This window comes from Aequorivita sp. CRS11 (assembly GCF_059693805.1).
Window position 1 is genome coordinate 70,773 of the sequence record NZ_JCATIG010000007.1, and the last position, 19,055, is coordinate 89,827.

19 protein-coding genes are annotated in these 19,055 nt (G+C 38.0%); 3 read left to right on the forward strand and 16 right to left on the reverse strand.

Annotated features, from left to right (window positions below; all coding sequences use genetic code 11):
* Nucleotides 1-6: 6 nt before the first annotated feature.
* The 11 genes from AC58DT_RS13230 to AC58DT_RS13280 form a co-directional block, all read right to left on the reverse strand.
* Entirely contained in the window at nt 7-525 is a 519-nt protein-coding gene (locus AC58DT_RS13230; RefSeq protein ID WP_497217280.1) for a DUF4136 domain-containing protein, read from the reverse strand.
* Between the two features lie 122 nt (nt 526-647).
* Nucleotides 648-1,763, reverse strand: a complete 1,116-nt coding sequence (locus tag AC58DT_RS13235) for a sensor histidine kinase (RefSeq protein WP_497217281.1) — start codon at nt 1,761-1,763, stop codon at nt 648-650.
* The gene (locus AC58DT_RS13240) at nt 1,760-2,527 is read right to left on the reverse strand and encodes a LytR/AlgR family response regulator transcription factor (protein WP_497217283.1); all 768 of its coding nucleotides are present in this window, start codon (nt 2,525-2,527) and stop codon (nt 1,760-1,762) included. The genes AC58DT_RS13235 and AC58DT_RS13240 overlap by 4 nt, the downstream gene beginning before the upstream one ends.
* Nucleotides 2,528-2,698: 171 nt before the next feature.
* On the reverse strand, nt 2,699-3,250 hold the full coding sequence (locus AC58DT_RS13245) for a PepSY-like domain-containing protein (RefSeq protein ID WP_497217284.1): 552 nt from the start codon (nt 3,248-3,250) through the stop codon (nt 2,699-2,701).
* A gap of 390 nt (nt 3,251-3,640) precedes the next feature.
* On the reverse strand, nt 3,641-4,639 hold the full coding sequence (obgE, locus tag AC58DT_RS13250) for a GTPase ObgE (protein ID WP_497217285.1): 999 nt from the start codon (nt 4,637-4,639) through the stop codon (nt 3,641-3,643).
* A gap of 67 nt (nt 4,640-4,706) precedes the next feature.
* On the reverse strand, nt 4,707-5,279 hold the full coding sequence (locus AC58DT_RS13255) for an adenylate kinase (protein WP_497217286.1): 573 nt from the start codon (nt 5,277-5,279) through the stop codon (nt 4,707-4,709).
* 117 nt (nt 5,280-5,396) lie between these two features.
* Entirely contained in the window at nt 5,397-5,711 is a 315-nt protein-coding gene (locus AC58DT_RS13260) for a hypothetical protein (RefSeq protein WP_497217287.1), read from the reverse strand.
* A 4-nt stretch (nt 5,712-5,715) separates the two neighbouring features.
* A complete protein-coding gene (locus tag AC58DT_RS13265; RefSeq protein WP_497217288.1) occupies nt 5,716-6,174 on the reverse strand; it encodes a hypothetical protein in 459 nt (152 codons plus the stop codon).
* A gap of 108 nt (nt 6,175-6,282) precedes the next feature.
* On the reverse strand, nt 6,283-7,848 hold the full coding sequence (locus AC58DT_RS13270; RefSeq protein WP_497217289.1) for a phage tail sheath family protein: 1,566 nt from the start codon (nt 7,846-7,848) through the stop codon (nt 6,283-6,285).
* Nucleotides 7,849-7,920: 72 nt separating this feature from the next.
* The gene (locus AC58DT_RS13275) at nt 7,921-8,472 is read right to left on the reverse strand and encodes a GNAT family N-acetyltransferase (RefSeq protein WP_497217290.1); all 552 of its coding nucleotides are present in this window, start codon (nt 8,470-8,472) and stop codon (nt 7,921-7,923) included.
* Between the two features lie 138 nt (nt 8,473-8,610).
* Nucleotides 8,611-8,961: a DUF6249 domain-containing protein gene (locus AC58DT_RS13280; protein ID WP_497217303.1), complete on the reverse strand. Its 351-nt coding sequence runs from the start codon at nt 8,959-8,961 to the stop codon at nt 8,611-8,613.
* A gap of 140 nt (nt 8,962-9,101) precedes the next feature.
* Here AC58DT_RS13280 and AC58DT_RS13285 point away from each other — a divergent pair, with 140 nt between their 5' ends.
* The 3 genes from AC58DT_RS13285 to AC58DT_RS13295 all read left to right on the forward strand — a co-directional run bounded on the left by AC58DT_RS13285 (nt 9,102) and on the right by AC58DT_RS13295 (nt 11,056).
* Entirely contained in the window at nt 9,102-9,692 is a 591-nt protein-coding gene (locus AC58DT_RS13285; RefSeq protein WP_497217291.1) for an RNA polymerase sigma factor, read from the forward strand.
* Nucleotides 9,673-10,077 (forward strand): hypothetical protein, encoded by a 405-nt coding sequence (locus AC58DT_RS13290; RefSeq protein WP_497217292.1) that lies wholly within the window; start codon nt 9,673-9,675, stop codon nt 10,075-10,077. The genes AC58DT_RS13285 and AC58DT_RS13290 overlap by 20 nt, the downstream gene beginning before the upstream one ends.
* 229 nt (nt 10,078-10,306) lie before the next feature.
* Nucleotides 10,307-11,056 carry a hypothetical protein gene (locus AC58DT_RS13295; protein ID WP_497217293.1) on the forward strand — a complete coding sequence of 250 codons (750 nt, stop codon included), beginning with the start codon at nt 10,307-10,309 and terminating at the stop codon, nt 11,054-11,056.
* Nucleotides 11,057-11,238: 182 nt separating this feature from the next.
* On the opposite strand, the gene AC58DT_RS13300 is transcribed toward AC58DT_RS13295, so the two are convergent.
* The 5 genes from AC58DT_RS13300 to AC58DT_RS13320 all read right to left on the reverse strand — a co-directional run bounded on the left by AC58DT_RS13300 (nt 11,239) and on the right by AC58DT_RS13320 (nt 18,758).
* A complete protein-coding gene (locus AC58DT_RS13300) occupies nt 11,239-11,616 on the reverse strand; it encodes a DUF3703 domain-containing protein (RefSeq protein ID WP_497217294.1) in 378 nt (125 codons plus the stop codon).
* 44 nt (nt 11,617-11,660) lie between these two features.
* On the reverse strand, nt 11,661-13,742 hold the full coding sequence (locus AC58DT_RS13305; protein WP_497217295.1) for an amidohydrolase family protein: 2,082 nt from the start codon (nt 13,740-13,742) through the stop codon (nt 11,661-11,663).
* Between the two features lie 356 nt (nt 13,743-14,098).
* Nucleotides 14,099-15,271 (reverse strand): restriction endonuclease, encoded by a 1,173-nt coding sequence (locus AC58DT_RS13310; RefSeq protein WP_497217296.1) that lies wholly within the window; start codon nt 15,269-15,271, stop codon nt 14,099-14,101.
* A gap of 440 nt (nt 15,272-15,711) precedes the next feature.
* Nucleotides 15,712-17,079: an McrC family protein gene (locus tag AC58DT_RS13315; protein WP_497217298.1), complete on the reverse strand. Its 1,368-nt coding sequence runs from the start codon at nt 17,077-17,079 to the stop codon at nt 15,712-15,714.
* Nucleotides 17,079-18,758, reverse strand: a complete 1,680-nt coding sequence (locus AC58DT_RS13320) for an McrB family protein (RefSeq protein WP_497217299.1) — start codon at nt 18,756-18,758, stop codon at nt 17,079-17,081. The genes AC58DT_RS13315 and AC58DT_RS13320 overlap by 1 nt, the downstream gene beginning before the upstream one ends.
* Nucleotides 18,759-19,055: the final 297 nt, after the last annotated feature.

Sequence of the window (19,055 nt, forward strand, 5' to 3'; positions counted from 1 at the left end):
CCACAATTATTTTTTTGGTGGATAATTCTTTAAAATTTTCTGTATAACTGAAACATAATACGCTTCTTTTTGCTTTGGGGTTGCACGTTCTTTCATTTCGCCTTCGGCCAAGGCTTGCCACACCAAATCGTCTTTTTCAACGTCTATAAAATCCATTGTCAATTGTTGATTGATCACATTGCCTCCAATGGGAATTCCGCCGCTAACGCCCACGCCTACATTACCGCCACCGCCGCCAACACCAATGCCAATAGTGTTTCGGGAACTGGAAACACTTTCGCGTGCGTAAAAATTGACATAAATCTGGGGAGTTTCGCTTTTTACAAAACCGCGTTGCTGCAACAGACTGTCCGTAATCTGCATAATACGATTATCATCCAGTTGGTTTAGGCCAGAGTCTATTGTTGGAAAATAATTGTATGAATTGTATTTTGAAAAATCCACTTGTTTGTCATAATCTACAGCCACGGTGGCGCCGCAGGAAATAAGCAATATGGATATAAATAAAATAGAGAGGAACTTCATTGCATTTTTCTTTTTAATAAAAATACGCAAAAACAAAAGGCTTGGATTTTATGAAAGGTTAAAATTGTGAAAAATCATCCTCAGAAAGAAGGATTCTTGAAGATTACATATTTGGCATTTCATCAGTTTTCGATGGGAATTTTAATCAAAGTTTCTACACCCGAACCGTCCATTTTATTTCTTACTTCAAAAAAATAATTGTTGCCATAAAGGTTTTCTAAACGATCGTTAATATTAGCCAATCCCATACCTCGTTTTAGCAATAGTTTATGGCCCACTTCAACGGGGGCACCATTATTTTCAACCTTTATTATTAAGGTTTTTCCTTCTGCATAAATATTTACGCGAATCTCCAAATCGGTATGGTTAAAATCATAACCGTGTTTTATGGAATTCTCGAGAATGGGCTGTAACAATAGCGCCGGCACCATTTTGTGGAGCAATGATTCATCTATCTCCGTAGTTATTTTTAAATGATCGGAAAACCGAACTTTAATAATATTTAGATAAAATTCCAATATACGGAGTTCCTTTTCCAGCGGAATTCGGTTGCTGTCGTTGTCATAAAGTATTTCCCTTAAAAAATCGCTCAAATCTGCGATTGTATCTTTGGCTTTACTGGCATCAATATCGGTTAGTACGGAAATTGAATTCAATGTGTTAAAAAGAAAATGCGGCTGTAACTGCGAAGAGAGCATTTTCATACGGGTGCTTACCAATTGCGCTTCCAATTTGCCTTGCTTTTTTTCAGCTTTTTTCACCTCTTTTACATAATAGTAGGTATAGATTATAAAAACCATGGCGAAGTATATGAGGAAATTTAGGTCTATTACGTACATAAATCTAAAGATGCTACTCTCAAAATCATATTCGGCAAAACTTACGCGTCCTAGCATAATGTAATAAAGGTCAACTACCAGCCGTATTACGATCCCTATCAACAACGAAAATAAAATGTGGGTGGAAATGATTTTGGTCCACGAGTAATTTTTCCGAAGAAACCGTTTGGTACTTATGGCGATCAACGTCATAAAACTCACCACGATTATATAGTCAAAAAGCAGATTGTCCAGTAAGAAACGCGACCATGAGAAGCTTTTCATTGACTCCATTCCAAAAACCTGCATGTATGCCGTCTTTGCAATTAAAACCAAATCAAACAAGGCATAAAACCCGGCTAACAGCAGCACCAGTTTTAGGTCTATGTATTTCTTCTTTATATTGTAATTCTTCTTCATATTCCTACTTTTTCCAGAAAGTCCTTTTTATAGGACTTGCTGATGCGCAAAAGGGTATTGTCATGCATTCGGGCATCAATTTCAGAAAATTCTGAATGTACTATTTCTTTCACATGCTGTAGATTTACGATGCTCGATCTATGAACTCTAATAAATTTATTACTGTCCAAAGATTCGCATAGATTGTTTAAAGTTTCTCGGAGAACGTATTTTTTATCTTCAACAAATATCTCTGCATAACTGCCGGAAGCCGTAATATACATTATGTCAACAGGATTAATGAGTATGGTTTTGTTTCCCTGTTTTATGGGCAGTTTATTCAGCGCAGCGGTTTTTTGTGATTTACTTTTGTATAAATTGAAAAGCTCAATAATGCGTTTCTCAAAATTTTCATCGGCTTCATTTGCTGAAATTTTCCTTACTTTTTCGATTGTTCTAAAGAAACGCTCGTCCTTAAAGGGTTTCAGCAGAAAATCGAAGGCATCCACATCAAAGGCTTTGAGCGCGTAATTGTCATAAGCTGTAACAAAAATAACGATGGGTTTTGGCGATAGGGTTATTTTTTTCAACACTTCAAAACCGTTCATATCCTTCATATTAATATCCAAAAAAATGAGGTCGGGGCGTTTTTGGTCTATATCGAGAATGGCGCTTTTTCCGTTGGAACATTCGCCCAAAACTTCCACATCTGGCACTTGCCGTAGCAGGTAGAGCACCCTTTTTCGGGCGAGCTCTTCATCATCTATTACAAGTGCTTTTATCATTAAATTTCTATTTATTGATTGTTATAAAGGAGTGCTTTGTAACGTAAAGATATTCAAATTCAATCGCCCAATTGTGTTCCTATTAAAATTTAGAATCCAATCAACCTATAAAAAGACCATCAGTACAATTGTTCCCTGACGGTCTTTTCATAAATTGCAAACCACAATCTTTCAATTAACGGCAACCCCAACCCCACTATCTCTGGCGTCTATTTTTAGGGTCTGTTTGTCCTTTCCGTTTTCAAGTTTGATTTTATAGGTGGCATTGGCCAAGATTTCGCCTTTGGTGCGGGCAGTATATTTTGCTTTGGTCAAGGTGTAACCTTTATAATCTTGGTACACATCGTTGCGAATATCCGCAGGCAAGAGTACATTTTTAAACTGCTGACGGGTTTCCAGCAGATTGCCCTTTTTGTCAAAATCTGCCTCTAAGGACCCATTAGTACTTTTAAACGTCACTAAATAGGAGTGATATTCTTTGTTTGCGGTGTGGTTAATAAAGCTTTGAATATCAAAATTAGCTTTCATAAACCCAATAGGATCTCGTGCAAACTGGCGCGACTGACTTTCTTTAATATTATAAATATAATTGTCACCGTCCTGTGTAACTGTTACATTTAACGGTGCGTAAAACAATCTTGCCTCGTCTAGCACTGTAACCTCTTGGGCGCTGAGTATCGCCGCGGTCAAACTTAACAAAATGGAAATAACAAAAGTTTTCATAACTGATAATTTTTAGGATTAATAACTTGTTCTTCAAACTGGTAAACACTGATCAGGTATTTTTACAGACACTAAATTAAAGGAAGAAACCACTCGATAGGCTTAAATGATGTGAACGTCAAAATTTAAGGTTTAAAACTACGGAATTATGAAGTGAAGAAAATTAACGCCACAAAAATTATAGGCAAATAGACTGAATACCAATGAATTATTCAGCCTTTTTCATTATACGAATTAGAAAAAAGATTTATAAAAGAAATTTTAAGAAAAGTTGAATTGTCTCCCCCGAGCCTTTCGGCAAGCTCAAGATAAACTCAAGTCGAGGGGCTATTGGAAGCGTGATATCATTTTGAGAACAGGTCTCGACTGCGCTCGACCTGACATATAAATTTAATTCAACATCTTCCAAAGCTTATCCTTAAGTTCTGTCAAACCTTGTTGTGCAACAGAAGAAATAAAGAGATACGGAATGCCTTTAAACTGTTTGTCGAGAATCTTTTTCATTTCTGCTTTCAGTTCATCGTCCAGCATGTCGCTTTTGCTGATGGCTACCAATCGTTCCTTATCCAAAAGTTGTGGATTGTAACGGCGCAATTCGTCCACCAAAATATCGTACTGTTCCTTAATGTCCGGGGCATCTGCGGGAACTAAAAACAGCAAAGTAGAGTTTCGTTCAATATGACGAAGAAAACGATGGCCGATTCCCTTGCCTTCAGCGGCACCCTCTATAATCCCTGGAATATCGGCAACCACGAAGGTTTTGAAATCACGGTATTCCACAATACCCAAGTTGGGTTTTAGAGTGGTGAATTCGTAATTGGCAATCTTAGGTTTGGCCGCTGTAATTACAGATAATAAAGTAGATTTACCTGCATTCGGGAAACCTACCAAACCTACATCGGCGAGGATTTTAAGCTCGAGGATAATATCTACCTCTTCACCCTCCTCCCCGGGTTGCGAGTAGCGTGGGGTTTGGTTGGTTGCAGTTTTAAAATGGGCATTTCCGAGTCCGCCGCGACCACCTTTGGCAACTACTTTTTCTTCTCCATCTTCAGTAAGCTCAAAAAGTATTTCCTCGGTTTCCTTATCGCGAATAACTGTTCCCAGTGGCACTTCAATATAAACATCGGCTCCGTCAGCGCCCGTACTTGTCTGTTTGCTGCCATGCTCTCCGTGCTCTGCTTTAAAGTGCCTTTTAAATTTTAAATGATAGAGTGTCCAAAGGTTTTTGTTGGCTTTTACAATTACATGTCCGCCACGACCACCATCACCGCCATCGGGCCCGCCTTTGGGAATATACTTTTCCCGCCGCATATGCTTGCTGCCCTGCCCTCCCTTTCCGGAAGTAACGTGTACCTTTACGTAATCTACAAAATTGCCTTCAGTCATTGAAAAAGTTATAAAGTTATTGGTTAAGAGTTATTTGTCCCTCCCCTTTGGGAAGGTTAGGTGGGGACTACAGCCCGTCTATAACCTTACTTAAACGTTCCGTAATTTCTTCAATACTTCCCACACCATCAACACCGTAATATTTGTTCTGTTTTTCGTAATAACTTTTCAAAATAGCAGTTTCGTTATAATAAACCTTAATACGGTTTCTTATGATACTCTCATCAGCATCATCTGCTCTCCCACTGGTTTTACCGCGTTCAAGTAAACGTTTTACTAAAACCTCATCATCCACTTCCAAAGCTACCATAGCGTCTATCTGGGTATCCTTATCATCCATTAAGTGCCCTAGCGCTTCGGCCTGCGCTTCCGTTCTCGGGAAACCGTCAAAAATAAAACCATTGGCATCGCAATTTTTATCCACTTCGTTACTCAGCATGTCGATAGTAATCTCGTCCGGAACCAGCTTTCCTTTCTCCATAAAGGATTTGGCAAGCTTGCCCAAATCGGTTTCATTTTTAATGTTGTATCTAAAAACATCACCGGTAGAAATATGCACCAAATTGTACTTTTCTTTTAAAAAATTGGCTTGCGTTCCTTTTCCTGCGCCGGGAGGGCCGAACAAAATAATATTAGTCATGGGTTTGATTTAATGAATAAAAAACGAAGATGCAAATTTACGAAAATATAATTGGGGATTGGATTTAGTGATTGGTTAATTCGGGAATTTGGAAGTTGAAACTTAAAATGTATTATTTCAAATAACCACGCCCACCGCTTTATAAAGAAAATTTACCAGGGCATTCCAAAGCTTTTCCAAGGTAACCATTAAAATTCCTTTCAATGTATTTACAAAGTTGAGCGCCATAGCTTCCAAGCCATCCAAAAAAAACTCCCGAAGATCTTCGTCTATATCGCCATTGGCTATGCCTTTTTGAATAATCACGGTCTGTTTGGCGATGGCCTCCACTTGCCGTTCACTAAACCCGCGCACTGTGGAAATATCCTTCTCCAAGATACCAGAGGTTATATCTTTTATACTTGTAATAATTGTAGATACATCGGTTGCCATAATCTTATCTTTTTAAGAAACTTTCATAGGTAATTGCTTGGTCCAGAAAGATCTCAACCTGTCCTTTAAATGCTTGTAATGCCAAAGGCCTTATACCATTTTCCCTATCGGTCTGTTTCATCTTTTTGAAAGTTTCGGCTATCTTTTCAAAAGCAAAGGCACTTGGGTATTCTCCCGAAATTGCGCTACTGCCCTTTGCCTGCAGCAGTTCGTTTATCTTGTCCAGCGCCACATTTTCGGGTACGGGTCGGGCTTTGGCCTGTAGTTTCAGCGACTCAAAAGCGCCGATTAAAACGTTATAAATAGGCTCGCGTACTTCAAAAGTTTCACTGCTTGTACCGCCATCCACTTCGGCAAAAAAACGCATTGCCAGATTACTGCTTTCGGTAACTTTTTCAACAATGGCCTGGTCATAGGCAGGAGCCAAAGTAGCCTGGCAACCTCCAAATAAGAGAAGTGCCAATAAGAGTTTTAAGGCAAAGAGTTTTTTGATGAAATAAGGCACTGCTATCATCTTGTATATGAATAAGTTGACACTAAAATAAGGAATTAAAAGCAGATTTATACCATCTTATGGTGAAACCCTTTGCTGCTGGGTAAAAGATATTACAATAAATTCTGCGGGTCTAGTTATGGCAACACCAATATTCACAATAAGTCGACCATCCGAGATATCTTGGGAAGTCATGGTAGTTCCCAAGCTGCAATTTACAAAATAGGCGTGGTTTGGAGTACTGCCCGCCAATCCGCCCTGTCTCCAAAAACTGTTTAGGAAATTTTCAATCATTGAAGTAATTTGAGCCCAGGTATTGGCATCGTTGGGTTCAAAAACGAAGCCTTTACAGGCATTTTTACAGGATTGCTCAATGCAGATCATTGTTCTTCTTACGTTTATATACCGCCAATCAAGACTATTTCCATCCAATGTTCTAGCACCCCATACCAAAACTCCCATTCCGGGAAAGGTTCTAATAGCATTTATTGATTTCCCGCTTATATCCACATTCAAACCTTCTTGTTCAGCCTGGTCAATTTTTATGGGCAAAGTTGCTACTCCAGCTATTGAAACATTTGCGGCCGCTTTCCAAACACCCCTGCTATTATCAACCATTGTTATAACACCAGCCATGCCGCCACTGGCAGGCAATATATTTGCGAGTTTCAAAACAGTTGCAATAATATCTTTATACAGAGGACTTATAACAAGTAGTATACGGTGATTTTCACCTACTGATTGTGCATTTTCAGAACTATAAATCGATTTTAGGAATTCTAAAGTTTTTTCTTCAGGCTTAGTAAGTGAATTGAATATAGTTGCCAACTTACTTATATCACCACCAAATAGATTAGTGAAATTTAAATCCCGTTCCCCCATTATGGTTGTGCCTACAAAAGGGTAATAAGCCGCACCAAAATTCAAACCCGTGGTGCCTGTATGGTTTCTAAAGGCTTCAATATCCGCAGTATTTCCAAGTGGATTTTCTCTATTTCCGCCAATTATATCAAAAATGCTTATCGCGGTTTGCATTTCACTATTCTGTAGGAGCATGGCTTGCATCAGGGTTCCATTTTCAGCAAGGGAAAGCAATGTGGCTTCAGGACAAATATACATAGTGACCCTCTCCTCTTGCTTCAATTTTTCCAAACCTTTCAACAAATCTGAAAGCTGAACATTTGGGTTCAGCAGCGGATTTCCCAACGGCAATGCCGCTCCCGAAGCTTTTGCATAACCGCCAACGGAAACTATATAGGCATAGTCTCCTCCATTTTGATAAAACAATTTTACGCTGTTGTACAAATAATAAATAGTAGAAGCATCGGGAAGTACGCTGTAGTAATCACTTCCTATTAAAAGGAAATCTCCATTACTGGGTTTGGAATTTTGCTTAACCAAATAATACTGCGGACTATATTGTTGAACAGGTTCCGATTCCTCGGGGAAGCCAAAGATTTGCTGAAATTCCAGAAAAGAAGTAATTTTAGTGGGCACAAAAGTACAGTCCTGCCCATTATGATTGGCTTGTGGGGTGTACCCAATAAAGGCAGGAATGGCAGTTTCCACCGGAGCTACCGAATTCGGAAAAGCAGAAGCCTCTTCAATATAAACTCCAGGGGTTTTGTAGGCCTTCTTGCTCATTTTAAAAATATAATTGCGGCAATTCCATTTAAATAGCTGATACTAAGATAGTAAAATGACCGATAGTAGCTATTAATAGCTGTTTTTATGATTTCTCAGCCATTCTTTTTTGCTCAGTGAGTAGAAATTATGAAAGGTTCCGTCATAGCTAAACTCATTCCGCTTTAGCAAACCCACTTTTTGTAATATGGTATTGGAAGCTTTATGTGCCACGTCGGCAATACCCACAATTTCTTCAAGATTTAATTCTTTAAAACCATGTTCCAAAGATGCAATTGCGGTTTCAGAGGCATAGCCTTTTCCCCAGTATTTCCTTAAAAATCTATAACCTAGGTCGTAATATTGGGTTTTGCCATTCACTACATCAGTAACGAACTTAAACCCACTCCATCCCACAAAATTATTGCTCTCCTTTTCCACAACTGCCCATCTTCCTATTCCATAATCAAGATATTGCTGCTTTATAAAATCAATATATTTTTGAGCTTCAGCCAAAGTTACAATGGGCTTGTTTCCCAAATATTTATGCACTTCTGGATCACTATCCATTGCGAACAGTCCATTTACGTCTTCATCCATCAAATCGCGCATAAATAGGCGCTCTGTTTCTAAATGGATTTTCATTCTGTATATATTAAAATAATTTGTTTCTAATCTATAAAATTACGAAACCCATTGAGATGAAGCTTAAAAGGAAAAATAAAAAAGCATGCTATTTAGATAGCATGCCCTTCAGCTTTAAGTAAAATTAGCCTTCTGAACTTAATTTTCCTTATCCAAATTCTTTGTCAATGTAAACCCTACAAATAAGCCAATACCTGCCATTAAGAATATAGTTCCTGGGTAAGCCACTTCTTCTTCCACTCCCATATTGTAGTGCAAAAGGGAAGCGATAAAAATACCCACGCCAATTCCCATTAACAAAAGTGCCAAGTTTAGAACAAGCACTTTCCAAATAGGTGCAGCATGTGTTTTCCCTTTTACAAAAATACTGGCATCTGCCCCTTTTTCTATTAGCGCCATGCGCTCTTTATTACGTGTGGAATAATGCAGATAAAAGATTCCGAAGACGGCGCCTATAAACAGCGGCATAATAATAAATTCTACTCCCATGATTGTTCGTTTTAAATTGATTGATTTTAATGCGTTCATAGGTTATGACGACAACTTTTCTATTTAGGTTACAGCCTTTACCGTTTATTTTTTTCAACTACCTGTAACCTATGCTCTGTCCCCGTCGTCATATAAAACAAATGACCACTGACCAAGAATCATCAATCATCAATCAAATTATTGGAGGAGATACCCAGGCCTTTGCCGTACTGGTGGATCTTTATAAAGACTTGGTGTTTACCTTGGCAATACGTATGCTGAAAAACAGAGAAGAGGCAGAAGAGGTTTCCCAAGATACGTTTATCAAGGTATACAAAGCCTTGCCGAAGTTTAAAGGCGAATCAAAATTGTCAACCTGGGTTTATAAAGTGGCTTACAATACAAGTTTGGACCGAATAAAAAAGAATAGCAGGAGCTATAATGAAGTTGCAATAGACTCCTTTACGGAAAACCAAATCAAAACCTTGGACAATGCTTTGGATACATTGGAAAAAAAAGAGCAACAACATACCATTCAGTACTGTTTGCAGCAATTGGCCAGCAAGGACAGTTTTTTGCTCACCTTGTTTTACTTTGATGAATTATCTTTACAAGAGATTTCACAGGTAATGAGTATGGAAGCAAATACCGTAAAAGTGAATATCCACAGGGCCAGAAAAAGATTGGCAAGCATCCTAAAGCAACAGCTGGAACCGGAAACAATACAGAGTTATGAAAGAACAAGAAACTAAACAGTTAGAACAGTTGGTAACCAAAGCGATGCAAAAATCTACTTTGGAAACGCCTTCCTTCCAGTTTACCGATAAAGTGATGGCTACAATAAAAGCGGAGCAGCAACGCGATGCAATCCGCTACCGCCCCTTGATTCCAAGATATGTATGGGCTGCTATTGTTGTGGGGATAGTAGGCATAACAGCCTATCTATGGTTTTTGATACAACCTGCACCGTTAAATTTCTCCACCTCATCGTTTAATTTTATGGGAAGTTTTTCACTGTCAAAAAACCTTCCCGACTTTGCTCCTTCAAAAGTTACAGGCTATGCCTTTATGTTTTTCGCATTAATGCTCTGTATTCAGATTCCGATGCTTAAGCGGTATTCTGACAATAAGGTTTAACTTATACTTGTTGCATCCATACTATATTCATACTCTATTCATACTCTATTCATACTTTAATTAGGGGGTTGCGTGGGGGAATTGTGGAGTTGAGGAGTTGAGGATTTGCGGAAGAAAATTGACCTCTCATTTAGATATTTTCCAATAAATCGTACCCCAGATGTACCCCAGTTGTGAATAAAGGCTTTTTCGTCATAATATCTTTGTGGGGAACTTTAAATTTTATGATATGGCAAAGCAAGTTGGATTATTGAAATTAGTTGGCACCCTTGGAGATATTTCTTTTTATAAATCCTTTTATGGATTTTTGGCGCGTAGAAAAACGGGGGTGGATAGGAAAACCGTGTTAAGAGACCCTCGGTTTCAACGTACACGTGAAAATGCATCTGAATTTGGCCGGGCAGCAAAGGCGGGGAAACTCCTTCGAGATGCTATTCAGCCCTTACCAAAACACGCACGGGATAGTATGATGGTACAACGGTTAGCGCAAAGAATGATGAAGGTATTGCAATCTGACACCGTAAATGGACGAGGGATGCGCACTGTGGCCCAGGGGGAATTGAGTTTGTTAAACGGGTTTGACTTTAATATTAATGCGAAGTTGGATACCACCATTCACACCGGTTTTGAAGCAAGGTTTGACCGTTTTACAGGGGAAGCTAATTTAGATTTAAACACCCATTTCCCTAAAAGAGATATTACGGCACCCCATGGGGTAACCCATTATAAGGTTTCGTTTGGGGTAGCGGCCTTAAATTTTGATGCATTAAAATCGATATGCGTGATTGACGAAAGCGAAATGCTCAGTAAGGATTCAATCGTGGTTCGGGAGGTATCGATGACCGCTATTATTCAGCCTGGCCTTTCGTTTCCTGTAGTCTTGTTGATGGGGATTTCATTTTATCAGGAGGTAAACGGGGAATTTTTCGGCTTGGAAGACAGAAGGTTTAATACTTTGGGAATAGTAGGAATTCATTGAGATTAGGCCGCAAAAGGAGTATTTGATTAGGCCGGAAGGGTTGCCCAGATAAATTTATAACCACAAAGGACACGGAGAAGTCACAAAGGACACAATGGGTAGATATGGTTTATTTGGGGAAGAAACTGTTGGAGTATGCGCACGTTACAGTTTCATCTACACAAATAATTAACTTTTTATTCCTAGTTTGTCTTAATATCCGCCCTTATAAAAATATCCTGCAGCTCTTTTTCTATAGGAAAAGGTTTTAAAGGAGGTACATTTGCTCCGCCGGGGTTTCCAACGGGAATTTTCCCAACAAATGATTTCACGCCTCCAAAAAGCAAACGCGGTATTTGTCCTAAGATTTCTTTTGGACTTTTTATTTTAAACCCAAATTGCAACATTTTCCAATGAACAAAACTGTGGGTAAATGGATATCGTTGCCCGAGTATATGGGCTCTTTCCAAATGGCTCCAAGCGGCCGATAAATTTCCGCAAGCGTATTCCCTACGATACTTTTCAAGTTCTATTTCATAGAAGGGCTTTAGTGAATTTGGTAGTGAAGTGTAAAGTTTCATTTCAGAATATTTTTGAGGAATTTCGGGTTTTAAATATTTAAGCGTTAATTCTCTTTAACAACAGGTTTTTTAACAAACGGATTTATGCCAAATTCCGGATATACTTCACTGGGGAAATAAAGCACCCCACCTCTGGATACCAAGGATATGGTTTTTATTGCCTTAATATCCTTCGTTGGGTCATTGGGGACCAGAAAGAAATCTGCCAACATTCCAGGTTCAATGGCTCCCCTATCGGTATGGCCCAGATACTGCGCCATATCAAAGCTACCCAATTTTAGCAATTCCGCTGGCGTGTAGCCCAACTGCTGGTATAGCTCCAATTCCCTATGCAAGTTGAACGCTCCGCCCAGATCGGTACCGGGGAGGATCAAAATACCCCGTTCCTTCATCATTTTTAAGGCCTCCACAATCTTATCATAAGCGCCGCGGTAAGCCTTATCTTCAGTATCATTCGCAATACTCGCCATCGCCATTTTTGCATCCCTTTGTACACTGGCGGGCATATGGTCTATATAATCCAAAGTTCTAGCCTGCGTTTTGCCATTGCGTGAAAGCAACAACAGTTCGTGTATGGCGAGCGTGGGGTCCATAGTCACTTTGTTCTTCACCATTAAATCCAACGTCTTCTGTACGGGCGCACTGTTTAAATCCAAATCTGGCAAGCGCTGCAGGGCGGTAAGTCGCAAAAGCGTACGGGTATCTTCCCCCGGTTCCAGCACCCACCCCAACATGGTTTGATTAATGTGGGTCATTTCATCATAACCCGCCATTAGCATATCATTGGCATTGGAAAAAGCTGGCACGTGTCCCGTAACGGGCATATTCAATGCATGGGCCTTTTTTACAATGGCAGGCGCCCATTTTCCGTCCATACTATTGTATAGTTTTATTCCGTAAAAACCTTTATCGGCATAGGTTTGTACTGCCGCAAGTGCTTCTTCCTCGCTCGCTACAAGTATGCCGTTATTACTGTTGAACGGGCTTTTCCCTTCAATAAACCCCAAGCGGGTAATATTGGGCCCTGCCAGAACTCCAGATTTTATCTTTTGGACAAGGCTGTCCAGTACCTCGTTGTTGTTACCCATATCGCGAATGGTGGTTACTCCCGCCAAAACATTCATAAGCGCATCATCTTCGCCCACATGGCCGTGCATATCATAAAGTCCGGGTACCAAGGTCCCGCCTTCGCCATCTATTTCCACTTCATTTGCTTCACCCTCGGCATCGGCAGTATCAATACGGGCTATCTTGTCGCCCGTCACAACTACCGAAACCAAATCGGTAAGCGCCAAAGTCTTTGGGTCAAATATTTTTACGTTACGAATGCGAATGTTTCCGTTATAAGTATGCGCAAACTTTTTTTGCAGGCCTTCCATGCGTGCTGCTGAATACTTCTCCGCTAGCATACGCATTCCTTTTTCTTCTCCCTCATAACCTTCTCTTATTAAAATAAACTTTGGGGAGATTAGCGCGAAAAAGTGATCGTTTTCATCCATAATAAAGTACGTGGGATCTAAGTCTATACCAGATAAGGCGTAGGTTTTTAGCTTCAATTTCAAAGAGTCTGCACCAGTTTCAATACTTTCCATTTCGGTGAGCTTTAACTGCCCAGCCGGAAGTGCCTGCACCGTATTATCCTTTGCGTTCAATAGCACCCGCGCAGTAATAAAAAGCGAATACGGACTCCCCGACTGATTTACGTAAAAGGATGGTTTATCCGAGGTTGCGTTACCATCGCCCGTGGCATCTTTCCAACTCGCATTTTTGCCGTCCCACTTAAAATGTTCGTCTATGCTGTTGCCAAAAGTGGTATTCCCCGCAATATCCCATTGCACAGGGTAACCGGCAGCGTCCACCACTAGGGTCTCCTTAATAGTTGGGCCCCTGCCGTTATCCTTATAGTCATAATCAATAGCCACCGTATCGCCAGTGCGGTCCACTTTTAGATGCCCTACTACGTTTCCACCCCTAATTACGGTAAAACTTTCCTTTTCGGGCAAGCTGGCGGATGAGGATTTTTCTTCACTATTTTTCTTACAGGCGTGGGTTGCCAGGAGCAAAACAAAAAGAAGGTAATACGGTTTTAGTTTTTGAAGGGTTGGCGTTTTGAAGAGGGATGGCATGGGTAAGTTGATTTTAATAGTTAAAAACCCATCAAGCGCTGAAAGTTTTAGATGTCAGCTTTTTAATGGGCGGTTGTATCAAATATAGGTTTTTATTGGAAGATGGCAATAACCTCAAGAAATACCTCAAGTTTATCCAAAAACGCGCAAAGAGCGGGGCGGAAAGCCTTGTTCTGTGTTTTTTGCCAAAAACAGTGCTCCAGAATGTAGCAAGGCATTTTTTAAAAGCACCAAATTTGGTTCATTCTCAAGCCTGACCAAAAAAGCAAGGCCGCTTAAAACGGCTTATAATGGTTCAGGTCTAAAAAAATTAAGGGGTTGTGCAACGGTTACCGTTGTTGTGAGCAGTGTTTTTTTTATTTATTTGGATTCCATCGGTATGCTCTTCTACAACCGAGCTCCATAGCTTCTTTTATGGTTCTTACATAAGTTCTTTCCTCGTTTTGCATTAGAACATTGTCATATTGTTGGTCAATTGGCAAATGGTATATTTTTTCTCCTGTCTGGCTGTTTAAATTGCATTTAATCATTGGATAATTTTGGTCAAAAGGATGCTCTTGAATTATTTGTATGCCTAATGCGATAGCAAAATCTTCTGCTGTTTTTGACAATTTCGTTGATGTGAAAAATACAGGTTTTATTTTTACTTCATCTCTTGCAAGCAAGTCTGGAAATAGTGTGTTTTTGAGTTTTTCAGAGCGATTTTTAAATTCATCAATAAAATGTTTAACTGTTGTACCGTAAAGTTGATTTATGTGAGCTTCTCTAATTTCTTTATGGGATGCCCAATATTTGCATTGTACAACAAGAGTTTCTTTTGCATTTCTACAAATTAAATCACGTCCTAAATCTTCAAATCCTTTCTCTATTCCTACGTATTCAACTTTATAGCCTTTTGACTCATATAAATAGCCAACATAACGTTCATACATTTTTCCAACTTCCCAATTGCTTTTTTTGCTTTTTAAATATCGATTCAATGCTCTTTGGTTCCTTTCCTCCTCAGTAAGCTTATCGTATTCAGGAACATATTCCCGAACTGGGTCGTCGTTATCAGATATTTTACTCTTTTTCTTTTTCTGTTCTAGAATAAAGTCAATATCGTCAGGTTCTAAATCAGAAATGAATGGAAAAACTTCTTCGTAAAGTTTTATTCGATTATAGGTCAATTTAAATTTTCTTCTTAATTCTCTATTCTCGGAAGCATAATCTTTTACTTTTTCTGATGCCTTAATCGCTGGATATTTTTTACTTCTTAAATATTCTGCAACTTTAATGTCTCTGTAATGATAAAAGTCAGCTATTATTCTAGCTAAATATGGATTGCCTTCAGAAAGCTCCTTTTTAAGTAATTCTACGGATTTTTGCCTGTCTGACAAATCGTTTTTGGCAAGTTGAATTTGATCCAAAGTCTTTAGATTCTCTCTTGAACTTTGATTTATTTCTTGTTGGATTCTTTTTAAATCCTTGTACAAAATTTCAAGGCTTTCCTGCTTTTCTCTAAACAAACTAATTCCGAAAAGTTTCATTGGCAATCGAATATTTTGGATGATGAAATGAAACGAAAATATCTCTCATCAATTTCGATTTTTTCTGTACGATTGATTTGAACTAAATTCTCAAAATGCGTTCTTGATTCTTTCTCGTTGAATTTTAAAATTGATTTAATTGTAGAGTTAAATTTTATAAGATATATAGTATGTAGATAATTTAGAAAAAGCACTATCAATGAAATACAAGCTAATCCGAGTATTACGTACACGATTATCATCGGATTCTCTTTAAGAATGTTTACAAGCAGTAGAAATCCTCCAATTCCTAGCCAAATCATACATCCTGTTTCACTTTGTCTTGACATATTCTAGATTTTTTCCAACATTGCTCACAACGGTTTGCAGCTTGGCGAAGTGGCGTACTTTAAAGCACTTACTTTCAATTTAGCACTAATGTTCATTTGAAAACCGAATGTTCAAATTAGCACTTCACCCGCCATTTTGCCAAACTGCTGTTGTGCGTACGGTGTTTTGTTTGTTATTAAATGTTGTCTCAACTCCTCTTCATTTACGCTCATTGTTTTGATATATTCTTTAAAGTTTTCTGTCGTCTGTGGAATTGCAAGTCCTATTTTTTTAAGAGTTCCATCTGTCTCTTTTATTCGGTATGTTTCAAAAAAACTCGTGTCTTGTATTGGAAAAATTAAAAACCCATTTGTTGAATTAAAACGATACATATACGCAATTGTCTTGTAGTATATACTTGTGGCTTTTTCAGAATTTTCTGAATACGACTGTTGCCCGTCAAGTGGAATATACTTTGCGTCTCCAACCGATTTTGGCTCATCTTTACTTATGAAGTCAGGATAAATCGGTTGAAAATTTTCAAAAAGTAAATTCCTATGTTTACCTGTTTTGTTTTCTGGATGAATGAAATTTTCTTTTAGAATGGTATTAAGGTACTCTTCCCAAAGCCAAGCACCGTCAAACAACAAACCGTAAACTTTATCTTTTTCTTTACCAAATGTAATTTTTTCGTGTCGAAGAATTTTTAAACAAATTTTTTGCAATGCAGAATACTCAGTAAAATAAGGATGAGTAACTGGTTTTAAATTGGCTGTAATAATCTTTTGTTTCGAATTACCATTGTAAGTCTTGTTAGTTACAAAAGTGAACTTACTTACAATGTCTCTTAGTTCACTGTCACTCGTCAGTAAACTACCGTAAGGGTGGGTTCTGATAAATTCAATTGTATGCCTAATTAGTTGAGTTAGATTATTATTATAGCTGTGTTCTCTTGTAGTGTAAGCTATTTTTCCTGTAAACGGAATATTTCTAAGTATGTGGCGTTTAACATCAATACTTCCCTTAACGTTTGTGTCGTTGTATTCTTCCTTTTTATATGCTTTGTAGATTCCATGGGAATATGCTTTTTTGAGATAGTATGGAAAAAGATAAAGAAGAAAATCCCAAATGTTCTCCTTATTGGGTGTTTGGTCAAATTTTAAAAGGTTAATCGAAAAGACTTTTTGCAGCATATAATGCAAAAAATAGTCGTTGTTTTCATCTTTTGCAAAACGAGATGATATTGTAAGTTGTGTTGAATTTCGTCCAATAAAACCCATTAAATTATATGTTGTCAGGTTTTCATTGTCTAGTGAGAAAATAAGTGGTTTTTCAACATCGTCTTTATATTGACCAAATGAATGAGGAAAAACAAGCAAATCAGGATTTTCCATTTGTAAATCCAAAAGGTTTCTATTTGCTATTGCTGATAAATCCGCAATGTTTAAATTGTCGAATTTATCAATACTTTTTCCGCCATTATTGTCTGTTGTTCTCATTAGGCTGCAAAGGCATTTTTCAAAAGCTCAATTTTTTCAAGGCTATCAGGCATTCCTCTCAAATATTCTTTCAGAAGTGGCTCGATTCGTAAATTCCAAATGCTGTCAATGTCTTGTCTTGCATTACCATTTGAATCTAAGAAGTAAGCCGCCCCGATGTGGTAAGAAGGATTAAGTCCATCTGTATTAGAAATTTGCTTGTTTAATTTCAACATTTTTTCTTTAATGTCTTGTGGCAAATTCATATTATCTGCACTTTGCTCTGCCGTTATTTCAATCCAAGTAAAACGTCTTCTCATTGCAAAATCAAAGCTTTCGACACTTCGGTCAATGTCGTTCATTGAGCCGATTATGTAGACGTTTTCAGGTACATAAAAAACCTCTGTTTCATCGTTGTGCAAGTTTGAATATTGCGTCTTAACTGAACCTTTTTTACCTCTATAACTTGGGTCAATGGAAAAGAATAGCTCTCCAAATATTTTTGAAATTTCACCTCTGTTAATTTCGTCAATGACAAAAACATAGTTTTTAATTCCATTATTTGAACTTTCTTCTTTGTTTACAAATTCTACTAATCCAAAATTGTCTTTTAGATAATCCACAACATCCTCCATATCTTTTTGAAATGCACCTGAAGGTCTTGCTTGCTTTCCTTGGTAGGCATCGTATACATTCTTTTTGGTGATAGTAAAATTGTATTGAGAAGGCGTGTTTACAGAGGAATATTTCAATGAGTCTTTTGAAGATAAACCGTAATCCCAAGAACCAATAGTCGTTAATACACCTTGAGCAATATTATTTCTTACTGCCGTCAATAAACTTTCCCAAGCCACATCAAAATTGTCAACTATTTCGGAAAATTTTGCTTCTGAAGCTTTTTGGCAAAACGATTTGAAAATACCGTCTTTAATTTCAAAGCCAATTATTCCGTTTTCATCTGGTGGAGTTGGTCTCAGTCCTTCAACAAAGTCTGTGTAGTCATAAGAAGGGTGGAATTGCACAAAATCAAATTGTCCACTTTCTTCTAATTCTTCATCGGTTTTTGCACCAATCAGTTGTTTTGCAATTTGTTTTGCTAAAAATGTTTTACCTGTTCCTGGTGCTCCGGTTAAGATGATGTTTTTTGAAGATTTAAGTAAATCTATATATGTTTGAATTTTTTTCATTTGAGCTTCATTTTGTTCTTTTATGTTCCAATCAACAATTAACTTTTCAAACTGATTGAAGAAATCTTTTAAACTCTCATTCGGTGTATTATTGTCAAAGAGACCAAGTTCTGTTATTGACTTGTTAATTCCTAAATCAATTCTTTTTGTTGGTTTAAGCCAAAATTGATACTCTTCTAAAGCAAGTGAATTAATTTTGTTGTCATTCCAACGAGCGATAACATTCAATCCTGTGTCAGCCCAGTTTAAATAACATTTAACAGTCTTGTAATTGCCATAATTCGACTGAATGTTAATGAATATATCGCCATTCTCATAATGACACCATTCAGCAATATGTTTTTGTATGTTTCCGTTATTGTAACCTTGTCCAGTAGAGTAAAATTCATTTTTATCAATTAGTGGTTTTAGGTATAAATTGTAACCACGATTATTGGTATCGTTATTTATGAGCCATTCAAGATGGGTCACAAAGTATTCTAGAAGTTTTTTAAACTTTTCGTGTTCGGTCATTCAATTAATATGTTTTTGTCATTCGTTTTTATTTGTCGGGGTGTCGCTTTACACTGACGCACAACGGTCTCGGCTATGAAAAGTAGGGCATTTCGGAGCTACAAACTTGTCCACCGAGACAAAGCTTGATTAGAAGCCGAAACTTGCGGAAACCACTGTCCGCCCTATTTTTTATAGCATCTATGAAAAAGCAGCGAGTCTCGTATCTTTAAAGTTCACGAAAACAATAAGATATGAAATTAGAACCCACTGCCCAACCAAAGTTATACATTGGCATCGACATTCACAAGCGGAGCT